Origin of the sequence: Sphaerotilus montanus (assembly GCF_013410775.1) — a bacterium.
Lineage (GTDB): Bacteria > Pseudomonadota > Gammaproteobacteria > Burkholderiales > Burkholderiaceae_C > Sphaerotilus > Sphaerotilus montanus.
Genome location: NZ_JACCFH010000001.1, coordinates 2,286,091 through 2,298,228, shown reverse-complemented (window position 1 = coordinate 2,298,228; position 12,138 = coordinate 2,286,091). Strand labels below are relative to the sequence as shown.

Genomic DNA, 12,138 nt, shown 5'->3' with positions numbered 1-12,138 from the left:
GACGACGACGATGACCTTCACCACCCAGCTCGCCCGCGCCACCCAGCAGAACCACTCCCTCCTGTGCGTCGGCCTCGACCCCGAACCCTCGAAGTTCCCCGGCGCCTGGGCCGGTGATGCGTCGAAGATCTACGACTTCTGCGCCGCCATCGTCGATGCGACCAAGGACCTCGTCTGCGCCTTCAAGCCGCAGATCGCCTATTTCGCCGCGCACCGCGCCGAGGACCAGCTCGAACAGTTGATGGCGCACATGAAGGCGGTCGCGCCCGACGTGCCCGTGATCCTGGACGCCAAGCGCGGCGACATCGGCTCGACCGCCGAGCAGTACGCCCGCGAGGCCTTCGTGCGCTACCGGGCGGATGCCGTCACGCTGTCGCCGTTCATGGGCCGCGACACGATCGAGCCGTTCCTGGCCTATGCGGACAAGGGCGTGATCCTGCTGTGCCGCACCTCCAATCCCGGCGGCAACGACTGGCAGATGCAGCGCCTGGCCGACGTGCCGGGCCAGCCGCGGCTGTTCGAACACCTGGCGCACCTCGCGCAGACCGAGTGGAACAGCACCGGCCAGATCGGGCTGGTCGTCGGCGCCACCTTCCCGGCCGAGATCGCCCGCGTGCGCGAGATCGCACCGACCCTGCCGCTGCTGATCCCCGGCGTCGGCGCGCAAGGCGGTGATGCGGAGTCGACGGTGAAGGCCGGGCTGACCGCGGCGGGCACGATCGTCGTCAACAGCTCGCGCGCGGTGCTCTACGCCAGCAAGGGCGAGGACTTCGCCGAAGCCGCTCGCCGCGTGGCGATCGCCACCCGCGACCAGCTCAACGCCGCCCGCGGCTGAACCTCCACCCGAACAAGGAAGCGCCCGTGCATCCGACGCGACGTGATCTGCTGACCGCCGCGGCGGCCGGTGCCGGACTGCTGGGAACGCCGGACTGGCTGCATGCCGCCGAGTCCGGAGCGGCGGCCAGACCAAAGGTGCTGCGCTACGCCTTCAACGCGGCGGAAACCGGCTTCGACCCGGCCCAGCTCAGCGACATCTACTCGCGCACCATCGCCGCGCACATCTTCGAGACGCTGCTGGAGTACGACCACCTGGCGCGGCCCTTCCTGATCCGGCCCTGCACGGCGGTCGCGCTGCCCGAGATCGCCGACGACCACCGCACGTTCACGCTGAAGATCCGCCCCGGCATCCTGTTCCACGACGACCCGGCGTTCAAGGGCCAGCCGCGCGAGCTGACCGCCGAGGACTACATCTACACCCTCAAGCGCTACTACGACCCCGCGACCAAGAGCCCCGGCCACACCTCGCTGGAGGAGCAGGGGATCCTCGGCCTGCAGGCGCTGCGCGACGCGGCGATCCAGTCGAAGAAGCCGTTCGACTACGACCAGCCGGTGGACGGAGCGCAGGCGCTGGACCGCTACACGCTGCGCTTCCGGCTGCGCGCGTCTCGACCACGTTTCCTCTACACGCTGGCCGGCATGGAAGCGATGGCGCGCGAGGTGGTCGAGTTCTACGGCGACAAGGTCATGGAGCACCCGATCGGCACCGGCCCCTTCCGGCTGGCCGAGTGGCGGCGCAGCTCGATGATCGTGATGGAGCGCTTCACCGGTTACCGCGAGCGCTTCTACGACGCCACGCCCAACCCGGACGACCCCGAGGGCCAGGCGCTGCTGGCACGCTTCAAGGGCCGGCGCATCCCGATGCTCGACCGCGTCGAGGTGGCGATCATCGAGGAAGCGCAGCCGCGCTGGCTCGCCTTCCTCAACGGCGAGCAGGACCTGCTGGAGCGCGTGCCGGCCGACTACATCCCGCAGGCGCTGGTGAAGGGCGAACTCGCGCCCCACCTCGCGAAGAAGGGCCTCCGCAAGTACCGCATCGCCGGCTCGGACGTGACGATGACGGTCTTCAACATGGAGGACCCGCTGATCGGCGGCCTGGCGCCGCAGCAGGTGGCGCTGCGCCGCGCCATCAGCCTCGGGCTGGACATCAAGCGCGAGATCCGCCTTGGCCGCCGGGGTGAAGCCATGCCCGCGCAGGCTGGCATCCAGCCCGGCACCTATGGGCACGACCCCGCGCTGCGCACGGAGATCGGCGAATACCAGCCCGCCCGCGCCCGCGCCCTGCTCGACACCTGGGGCTATGTCGACCGCGACGGCGATGGCTGGCGCGAGCGTCCGGACGGCTCGAAGCTGACGCTGGTGATCCTGACGCAGGCCGACCAGACCAGCCGCCAGCTCGACGAGATCTACAAGAAGAACCTGGACACGCTGGGCCTGAAGGTCGAGCTGAAGGTCGGCCAGTGGAGCGAGAACCTCAAGTCCACGCGGGCGGGCAAGTTCATGCTGTGGCGCGTCGGTTCCAGCGCCGGTTCGCCCGACGGACAGGGCGCGCTGGAGTGCGGCTACAGCGCCTCGGTCGGCAAGGGCAACATGGCGCGCTTCCAGCTGCCGGCGTTCGACCAGGTCTACGAGCGCATCACCGCCCTGCCCGACGGCCCCGAGCGACTCGCGGCCTTCCGCGAAGCCAACCGGCTGCTGCTGGCCTACGCGCCCTACCGCTTCCATGTGCACCGGCTCATCACCGACCTGACGCAACCGCAGGTGATCGGCTACCGGCGGGCGCCGTTCTGGCTGACCTGGTGGCCGTACATCGACATCGAAGCGCCGCAGACACTGACACCGAAATAGCCGACATGGCCCCGTTTCTGATAAAAAGTTGGCATCTTTCGCTGTAACAGCCAACATTGGATCCGACATGGTGCTCACCGAGCCGCAGATCACCCGCTACCGCCACTGGCTGACCCGCAACCGCCAGCGCACCTTCGACACCTACGATGCGCTGTGGCAGTGGTCGGTCACCGACCTGGACGGGTTCTGGCAATCGGTCTGGGACTACTTCGAGATCGCGTCGCCCACGCCGCCGACCCAGGCGCTGGCCGACGCGCGCATGCCAGGCGCTGTCTGGTTCCCGGGGACGCAGCTCAACTACGCCCGACAGGTCTTCCGCCATGCCGATGCCGCGCACGGCGCCGACATTCCGGCCATCCTGTTCCGCAACGAGATGCTGCAGGACGCCGGCCGCACGCTGTCGCTGAGCTGGTCGGAACTGCGCCGAGAAGTCGCCTCGCTGGCGGTCGCACTGCGCGGCATGGGCGTGCAGCGCAACGACCGCGTCGCGGCCTACCTGCCCAATGCGCCGCAGACGGTGGTCGCCTTCCTCGCCTGCGCCAGCCTCGGGGCGGTCTGGTCGGTGTGTTCGCCGGACATGGGCGCGCAGGCCGTGCTCGACCGCTTCCGCCAGATCGAACCCAAGGTGCTGATCGCCTGCGACGGCACCACCTACGGCGGCCGCGACCACGACCGCCTGCCGCTGGTCCACGCCCTGCTGGACGGCCTGCCCAGCGTCGGGCATGTGGTGCTCTGGCCCTGCCTCGACAAGGACGCCGAGGTCGACGAGTTCGCCCGGCCCGGCCGCCGCGCCTACGACCTGCGCCCGCTGCTGGCCGGCAATCCCGAGTTCGAGCCCGAGTGGCTGCCCTTCGACCACCCGCTGTGGATCGTCTACGCCAGCGGCACCACCGGCCTGCCCAAGCCCATCGTGCACGGCCATGGCGGCATCGTGCTGGAGTCGCTCAAGCTCAACACGCTGCACAACAACCTCGGCGCCACGGTCGATACCGGCGACCGGTTCCACTGGTACGCGTCGACCGGCGGGATGGTGTGGAACCTGCAGGTCGGCGGACTGCTGGGCGGCACCACCCTCTGCCTCTTTGACGGCCACCCGGCCGGCAGCACCGAATCGCCCGACTGGACGCGCCTGTGGCAGTTCGTCGGCGAGACCGGGGTGACCTTCTTCGGTGCCAGCGCGGCCTTCCACACCGGCGTCCTGCAGGCGAACATCGACCTGCGCCGCATCACCGACCTGTCCGCGCTGCGCGCCATCGGCTCGGCCGGCTCGCCACTGTCCCCCGCGTGCTGCGACTGGCTGTGGGAACACCTGCCGCCGGTGAACGGCCTGCCGATCTGGATCACCGCCATCGTCGGCAGTACCGCCATGGCCAGTGCCTTCGTCGGCGGGCTGCCGACACTGCCGAACGTGCGCGGCGAGGTGCAGTGCCGCTGTCTGGGTGCAGCGATCGACATCCGCAGCACGCCGGACGACAGCGAGGGCACGCTGGTCTGCACCCAGCCGATGCCGTCGATGCCATCGGGCTTCTGGTGCGCCAGCGACTGCGCGGTCCGGACCCCTGGTGGCCGGCTCCGTCTGGTGCCACACCCGGCGCACGGCTACACCGGGGTCGTCCTCCCGGACCACACCGACACCCAGGCAGCGAACACCGCGACTGTGTGACGATCCGGTGCGGGTTTGTTACCGCACGCATCGAAAGCACTTGCAACGGAACCCCCGGATCACGGGGACATCCCACAATAAATGGGTAATTTGCACGTTTTTAAGCGGATACAGGCCCATTGAACCACCTGGATCGACCAAGCCCGACAAAGGTACGGGGCAGATCTGGTTACTTGCGCTGCGCGGCGCCATGCGTCAATGCATTCCATGTTGTCCCGGGACGCACCGGGCAACGACAACGACTGCGCAGCGCACGCCCCGTGCGGCGCGCTGACGGTGGCGCTGTTGGAATCTGACGATCCCATCGCCGCGGGCTGAGGTGCAGAGAGCGCCAGGTTCAGACCCCACGCGACGCGGAGCCGGATTCCAACAGCTTCCATTCAGGCCAGCCCCCCGCTGGATCAGGACTGGATGACAATGCCCCCCGTGCCGACCTCCCTCTACTTTCTCCGCCACGCCACGGCCCAGGACCGCACCCTGCCGATGCCGGATGCCGAACGTGCGCTCACCGAAAAGGGCCTCGGCCAGGCCCGCGCCGTGGCCCGCTTCTGCGAGCGCCAGGGGCTGCTGCCCCAGCGCCTGCTCAGCAGCCCGCTGGTGCGTGCGGTCGAGACGGCCACCCAGTTCAGCCACCGCCTGCCCGACTGCCCCATGCCGCAGATCGTCGACTGGCTGCGGCTCGGCACCCCGACGCCGGAAGCCCTCGCCCACCTGCGCGACAGCATCGACGCGGACCCGGCCACCGACTCGCTGTGGATGGTCGGCCACGAGCCGGACCTGTCCGACCTGATCAGCCGCCTGCTCGGCAGCCCGCACCCGATCGTGCGGATCAAGAAGGCCTCGCTGACCTGCATCACGGTCGAGCCCCGCAGCCCCCAGCCCGGACAGCTGCTCTGGTCGGTGCCCTGCGCGCTGATGGGCTGAAGAGAAACCCCGAAGTTCCATGGGTCTCCCGACCTTCGGTCGTCAGCGGAGTTACGGAGAATCGGGGCCATCTCCCAGAATTTTCGCCCCCCACACGATGTCCACCCGCTACCAACTGTCCGTCTGCCCGCATGACACCGCCAAGAACCTCGCTGGCTGGTTCCTGATCAACACCTACCTGCAGCGCCAGCTCGGGCTGGCGATGCGCTTCGAGCCCTGCGACAACTTCAACGTCGAGCGCGAGCAGGTGCTCGCAGGCGGTATCCACCTCGTCTACGCCAATCCGTACAGCGCACTGCGGTACGTGCAGGAGCGCGGCTTCGTGCCAGTCGCACGGCCGGCAGGGGTGTTCGACGAGACCATGCTGGTCGCCCGGCGCGGCGTCGGCCTGCCGGCGACGCGGCCGCTGAAAGTGGCCTCGGCCACCGACAAGCTGATCGTGCACTTCCTCGGTCTGACGCTGCTGAACCAGCTGCAGATTCCAATGGCCGACTGCAGCTTCCACATGGCGGGCAACCACCTGAAGGCGGCACAGGCCGTGCTGGGCGGACAGGCCGATGTCGGCTTCGTCTTCAACGAGACGTGGCATGGCCTGAGCGCCTCGACCCGCGAGGCGCTGGAAATCGTCGCCGCCACCGAAAGCCAGAGCGCCTCGCACTGCTTCTGCGTCGGCCCCGAACTGGCCGGGCGGATCGACGACGTGCGCGCCGTGCTGTGTGGCATGGCCACCGATCCGGCGGGCAAGAAGATCCTGGAGGACCTGCACTTTAGCCGCTTCGAGCCGATGGACCTCGCCGCGCTCGACCAGCTCACCACCCTGGTGCAATGACACCGTTCCTATAAACCTATCCAGACGTACCCAAGCCTGAGCAAAGCTGCTCAGAAAGGCACATCGTCGAAGACAGGCACGCCAGCCGAACAGTGCTGCTGACGATTTGCGCCAAGGGATCGCACCTTGGTCCACCGGGTTGCGCTCACGGCCTGAATGGCTTGAGACAGAGGCGCCGGGGCCGCTTTCGCAGCGCCAGACCGGAAGTGCCCTGCATGGGCCGCTGATTGGCTCGAACGAACGGCCGCCCATTGCGTCCACACATGCTTCGCGCGATTCCTTGCAGGTAGCGCGAAGGTGACATGGCCGCCGTTGCGGGCCGGCACCGCCACGATGCCGTGCTGGCAGTCGGTTGCAGTGCTGCGGTAGGCCGCGAACGGGCGTTCTTTCAAGCCAAGTCCACGACGCGCGATGGCGAACGCCGCCGCGGCGTGGACGCTGATGCCGAGTCGGGCCGCGTGGTTCACGGCGCCGATCACGGAGGTGTACGCGGGGTTCACCGCGATGACCTCGATGCCGCTGCGGAAGGCTGCAGCGCGAAGCATCGAGTCAAAATCTCTGTAGGCCAGCGCACTGAGCATGCGCGCACGCCACGGGTCCGCGCCTTCCAGCCGGGCCGTTTTCTCGCGGAAGTCCAGCCGCTCGATGACGATGGGCCTGGAGGCTGCGCGGGCGCGCTCGACCACCTGCTTCACGGCGTCACCCATGGCGGCGCGGCGCTGGTCGGCGTTCATGCCGCGGGTGTCGAGATCGATGCGCTGGTGAGCGATGAGGTTGCCGTGCCGGTCGGTTTCGGCCACGGCGAGGTGGTCGGCATTGAAGTCCGCACCCACCGCACCGGCCTGCGCCGTGCTGATCGTGGCCACCGGATCGACCGACACGGACACGAACACGCGCCAGCCCTTGCCGTCGCGCACGAAGCGCCAGGTCAGCGCCTTGCCGTCGCGGGTCTTGGTCGGCTTGCCGGTGGCGCTCACGCGCTCGACCACCCGGCCGCACGCCAGGGCGGCGCGGATCTGGTCCATGCCGTAGGCGAAGCGGATGCCGTGGAGTTCGACGTACTTGCTGGCCAAGACCCGCGAATCGGGCACGCGCAGCCGCAGCGACACCGTGCCATCGTCGGCCAGCGTTGCGACACAGCCCTGGCACCCGCCCGTCTCATCCTTGCTGCCCAGCACCGAGAACTGCTCAGACCGGGCGCGGTGCCACGCATCCCGCCACGCCGCGTGATCCGCGAAGCCGTTGCCCGACAGGTCGAACTGCGCACGGAACAGCCGGCGCGATCCGAAGGCGATGCGGACCTTCCCCGCCTTGTGGTCGGCCTGCATGCCTTCCAGCCGGGCCGCCATGGTGACCGCGCGGCGCGTCTTCTGGTGCAGCTTGCCCAGCCGCTTCGCTCGCGCCTCGGGCGTCTCGGACTTGGGCGCCGTGCCCAGCTTCTTCAGCGTGGCCTGCGCCTTCTTCAGCCGCGTCTTTGCCTCGTCGATCAGGCCGGTGCGGCGCTCCTTCACCGAGTCGGTCTTTCCGTCCAAGCCGACGCGGATGGCGTTGAACTGCCGGGCGGTGATCCCGAACCGCTTCAGGTATTCGTTCTTCAGCTTCTCGGGCTTCACGCCCTGCGCCGTGGACTGCGCGAACAGCGTGCGCTCGACCCGGCCGAAGAGTTCGGCGTAGGCGTCCAGCGCCGCCGCTGCACCCGCATCCACCGGCACGCGGGCCTGGTAGGTGAAGGTCTTGCCTTCCGGCTCGTCAGCCTTGCGCATCCTCGGCTGCCTTCTTCACCGCGTCGATGAGCTTCTGATTCTTCCGGGACCGTGACCCGTACAGGCGAGCCGAGAACACCGTGATGATCTCAAGCACGTCCTGCGCCAGATCCTCCTCGAAGCTGGTGTCTTCACCCCGATTCAGGATGACCACCTCGACGCCCTTGGCCTCGCAGATGGCGAACACCAGTTCAGCGCCGAACCTCAGCAGCCGATCCTTGTGCGTCAGGACAAGGCGCCCCACCTTGCCGTCGATGATCTGGTTCAGCAGGCGCCGAAGCCCCTTCTTCTGGTAGTTCATGCCGGAACCAAGGTCGGCAATCACCTCGAATGTCCATCCCTGCGCGGCGCAGTACAGCTCCAGCACCTGCTTCTGGCGCTCCAGATCGGTCTTCTGGTCGTGGCTTGAGACTCTGGCGTAAGCCACGGTCAACAGGCTCGCCACCGGGCGCGACGCGGCAGCTGCCGGGTCGATCTGCGACAACAGGTAGCGGCGCTGGCCGCCTTCAGTGCGGGTCGGCACAAGGCTGCCGTCAGCCTCCCAACGCCGAAGCGTCGTGATGCTCACGCCTTTCAATTTCGCGGCCTCGCCGATTGACAAATACCTATTCATTTTGCGCAGATTAGCACATGTATGGATAGGTATTAATCACACCACTTTCAGCCCCGTGCCGCGCCGCGGCCGCACCACGATCGTCTCAGGGTTTTCTCTGGTTCGGGGGATTACGGCATGGCGTGAATCTGCCAGCGTGGCAAGGTGAATCCACCCGGCACACCGACCGGGCACCTTCCCTGGGAGATTCCAATGAACAAGTCGATCCCGAAGCGCACCCCCATTGCCGCCGCAGCCCTCGCCGCCATCTTCCTGGGCGGCTGTGCCTCCAGCAGCCATGACGACATCAACACCCTGCCCGCCGGCATTGCCGGCGCGATCGCCGAGAAGGCCTACGACGGCACGACCGACGACCTGCTGACGGGCGGCCTCGGCAAGACCGGCCTGATGGGCGCCGCACCCGCCTACGCCGTGCCGGCCACGCCCACCGCGTCCGAACTGCGCCGCAACGCCATCTACAACAACTACCGCGCGCTGGTGGACTACACCGCCGCGGGCGGCATGGGCGTGCTCTACGGTCCGAACATCGACCTGAACGGCGGCAACACCCTGGGCGAAGGCAAGATCGCCGGCCGCGAGTACATCGCCACTGCCGACGACGGCACCGGCCAGCAGAACGTCACGCTGATGGTGCAGGTACCCGACAGCTTCGACGCGAAGAAGCCCTGCATCGTCACCGCCACCTCGTCCGGATCGCGCGGCGTCTACGGCGCCATCGGCACGGCGGGCGAGTGGGGCCTCAAGCGCGGCTGCGCGGTCGCCTACACCGACAAGGGCTCGGGCAACGGCCTGCACGACCTGACCAGCGGCGCCGTGATGGCCCGCGACGGCACGATGCTCACCGCCGCCACGGCCGCCGGCAAGGCGGTCTTCCAGTCGGCCGCTGCCGCGTCGGACGTCGCCGCCTTCAACACCGCCACGCCCAACCGCGTCGCCTACAAGCACGCCCACTCGCAGCAGAACCCCGAGAAGGACTGGGGCAAGAACACCCTTGATGCCGTGCGGCTGGCCTTCTACGTCCTCAACGAGCGCTTCGGCACGGCCACCGCCTCTGACGCGAACAAGAAGATCCGCACCATCATCCCCGGCAACACCCTTGTCATCGCCTCGTCGGTGTCGAACGGTGGCGGCGCGGCGCTGGCCGCGGCCGAGCAGGACACCGAGGGCCTGATCGACGGCGTCGCGGTCTCCGAGCCGAACGCCCAGCCCGGCGCCAACACCGGTCTGACGATCCAGCAGGGCGCCGCCAATGTGGCCACGCACAGCAAGCCGCTGATCGACTACTTCACCTACGCCAACGTCTACCAGCCCTGCGCTGCGCTGTCGGCGCAGGCGAACCAGGGGCTGTCGGCCGCGTTCTGGCCAGCGGCATACACCACCTCGGCGCAGAACCGCTGCACCGCACTGGCCGCCAAGGGCCTGCTCACCGGCGCCACGCTGGCCGAGCAGGCCGATGCCGCGCTGGCCAAGCTCAACAGCTACGGCTGGCAGGCCGAGAGCAACTTCTTCCAGCAGTCGCACTTCCGCTTCGCCACCAACTCGATCGTCGTCACCTACGTCAACACCTACGGCCGCTTCAGCGTCACCGACAGCGTGTGCGGCTTCAGCATGGCGAACACGACCGCCACCGGCGACGTCGCCGCGCAAGTCCCCGCGACGCAGGCGGGCCTGTTCGCCAGCGGCAACGGCGTGCCTCCGACCGGCGGCGTGAACCTCGTCTACGACCGGTCGGTCGGCGGCGCGAAGCTCGACTTCCTGGCCGTCTCGCCCACCAGCAACACCGCCGACTTCGCGCTCGACGGCGCGCTGTGCATGCGCTCGCTGGTCACCGGCAAGGACGAGGCCACGGGCGCGACGCTCACCGGCACGCTCAAGGCCCAGTCCGACCGCGTGATCGCCGGCATCAACGAGGTGCAGCTCACCGCGAAGCTGCGCAGCAAGCCGACGATCATCGTGGCCGGCCGCAGCGACACGCTGCTGCCGATCAACCACACTGCCCGCGCCTACTTCGGCAAGAACCAGCTCACCGACAGCGCCAGCGACGCCGCCAAGGTGCGCTACATCGAGGTGACCAACGCGCAGCACTTCGACACCTTCATCGCCTTCGGCGCGCTGCTCGGCTATGACACCAAGGCCGTGCCGCTGCACCCGTACCTGAACCAGGCGCTGAACGCGATGTGGAGCCACCTGAACAGCGGCGCCGCGCTGCCGGTCAGCCAGGTGGTGCGGACCACGGCACGGGCCACCAGCGCCACGGCGCTCTCGGCCACCAACGTGCCGGCCATCGCCACGGCACCGGCCTCGGGCGACCAGATCGTGATGACGGGCACGACGCTCAAAGTCCCGGACTGATCTGCGGCAGAGACGCCCCCCGTCATCCTCGCGAAAGCGCACTGCTGTCCGGGTAACGTCCACGCCCCCCTCAAGGGGGCACGCATACAGGCATGAGGGCTTGCTCGCAGGGCTCGAACAGGCCGTATCGCCAGCGCTGCAGCAGCACCCACAAGTCGGTGGTGCTGCGGCTGGCCTGCTGGTGAAGCATCAACAGGACATGGGCGATGAAGGCTGCGTAGATCTGGAGGTGAGCGGCGTGCTCGTTGGTGCCCCAGGTACGGCGGATGGCCAGGTGCTGCTTGATCCACTTGAACAGCAGCTCGATCTGCCAGCGCGAGCGGTAGAGATCGCCGATCTCGATGGCGGTGCGCTCGAAGTCGTTGGTCACCAGCACGAGCAGGCGTGCATCGTCGGTGCGTAGCCGGATGCGGCGCAGCACGAGCGGCTCGCGCCATGTCTTGCCGCTGCGGGGATGGCGCCAGCGGCGGGCGATGCGCTCGTCGTCAAGGATGCGCCCGCGGGCGGTCTCGGGCACGGGCAGTGCTTCGAGGACGACCATGCCCGCGTTGCGCTTGAGCCGGGTGACGAACTTCACCCCCTGCCGGATCATGCGCGCCCACCATGCGTAGTCACAGTAGGCACGGTCGAACACGCAGGTCGTCCCCGGCTGGATCTCCCACTGGCGCGCCTGCACCACATCGTTGACGTTGGGGGCGCTGATCTCGCAGCGCGAGATGGCGTGCGTGGCTGCGTCGCATTGCACATGCACCTTCACGCCCTGCGTACGCCGGGTCTTCGTGCCCAGCGTCCAGACGTCGAAGCCCCGCCCCTTGAGCGTCAGCGGCGTCGAGTCGATCAGCGAGGTCGCCCCCAGCACACGCTTGTCGCGGCAGCCGTCGAGCTGACGGATCAGCCCTTGCAGCACCTGCGACAGCACCGTCGCCGACCCGGCGCGCCGGTTGCCGTCCGACAGCGTCGAGCGGCGCAGTTCGTGCGTCTGCAGTGCAGCCAGACGGGCCTTGTGCGCATTGAAGCTCTGCAGTGCTCCACGCAGGCTGGGTGCCTGCACGAACTGCCCGTGCAGCATCACCAGCAACTGATCCCACACCGTCAGCGCGCCCTTGCCATAGCGTTGTGCGCCGTGTTCACGCGCCAGCCGGTCCACGTCCGACTTGGCCAGTGGCTTCAACAACGCCTGCAGTCGTGTCATGCTTTGCATGTTGCGGCTCCTCGACAACTGAGTTGGTCCTCAGTGGGTTCGATAGCCCTTCATGTCGAGGGCCGCAACTCCGCCGATCAAGCTCTGGAGACTTTGGGCTTCGCGTTT

At 68.2% G+C, this 12,138-nt stretch carries 9 protein-coding genes; 6 read left to right on the top strand and 3 right to left on the bottom strand.

From position 1 onward, the window contains the following. Window positions 1-10: 10 nt before the first annotated feature. The 5 genes from pyrF (at window position 11) to BDD16_RS10395 (ending at window position 6,101) form a co-directional block, all read left to right on the top strand. Window positions 11-835, top strand: a complete 825-nt coding sequence (gene pyrF / locus BDD16_RS10415) for an orotidine-5'-phosphate decarboxylase (RefSeq protein ID WP_179633885.1) — start codon at window positions 11-13, stop codon at window positions 833-835. A gap of 26 nt (window positions 836-861) precedes the next feature. After that, window positions 862-2,685, top strand: coding sequence for an ABC transporter substrate-binding protein (locus tag BDD16_RS10410; protein ID WP_310732887.1), 1,824 nt, complete (start codon window positions 862-864; stop codon window positions 2,683-2,685). A 67-nt stretch (window positions 2,686-2,752) separates the two neighbouring features. Continuing rightward, window positions 2,753-4,348 carry an AMP-binding protein gene (locus BDD16_RS10405; RefSeq protein ID WP_179633884.1) on the top strand — a complete coding sequence of 532 codons (1,596 nt, stop codon included), beginning with the start codon at window positions 2,753-2,755 and terminating at the stop codon, window positions 4,346-4,348. A gap of 426 nt (window positions 4,349-4,774) precedes the next feature. Further along, window positions 4,775-5,272, top strand: coding sequence for a SixA phosphatase family protein (locus tag BDD16_RS10400; RefSeq protein WP_218897764.1), 498 nt, complete (start codon window positions 4,775-4,777; stop codon window positions 5,270-5,272). Between the two features lie 97 nt (window positions 5,273-5,369). After that, a complete protein-coding gene (locus BDD16_RS10395; RefSeq protein WP_179633883.1) occupies window positions 5,370-6,101 on the top strand; it encodes a phosphate/phosphite/phosphonate ABC transporter substrate-binding protein in 732 nt (243 codons plus the stop codon). A 50-nt stretch (window positions 6,102-6,151) separates the two neighbouring features. Here BDD16_RS10395 and BDD16_RS10390 read toward each other — a convergent pair whose 3' ends face one another. Both BDD16_RS10390 and BDD16_RS10385 read right to left on the bottom strand, forming a co-directional pair. Beyond that, complete coding sequence (locus BDD16_RS10390; RefSeq protein WP_179633882.1) at window positions 6,152-7,864, bottom strand: IS200/IS605 family accessory protein TnpB-related protein; 1,713 nt, start codon at window positions 7,862-7,864, stop codon at window positions 6,152-6,154. Beyond that, the gene (locus tag BDD16_RS10385) at window positions 7,851-8,477 is read right to left on the bottom strand and encodes an IS607 family transposase (protein ID WP_179633881.1); all 627 of its coding nucleotides are present in this window, start codon (window positions 8,475-8,477) and stop codon (window positions 7,851-7,853) included. Before BDD16_RS10385 ends, BDD16_RS10390 begins: the two co-directional genes overlap by 14 nt. A 192-nt stretch (window positions 8,478-8,669) precedes the next feature. Between BDD16_RS10385 and BDD16_RS10380 the strand changes: the two genes are divergently transcribed. Continuing rightward, window positions 8,670-10,829, top strand: coding sequence for a 3-hydroxybutyrate oligomer hydrolase family protein (locus BDD16_RS10380; RefSeq protein ID WP_179633880.1), 2,160 nt, complete (start codon window positions 8,670-8,672; stop codon window positions 10,827-10,829). Window positions 10,830-10,899: 70 nt separating this feature from the next. Here the strand turns inward: BDD16_RS10380 and BDD16_RS10375 are convergent, their stop codons facing one another. Further along, on the bottom strand, window positions 10,900-12,030 hold the full coding sequence (locus BDD16_RS10375; protein ID WP_179633879.1) for an IS4 family transposase: 1,131 nt from the start codon (window positions 12,028-12,030) through the stop codon (window positions 10,900-10,902). Between the last annotated feature and the right edge of the window lie 108 nt (window positions 12,031-12,138).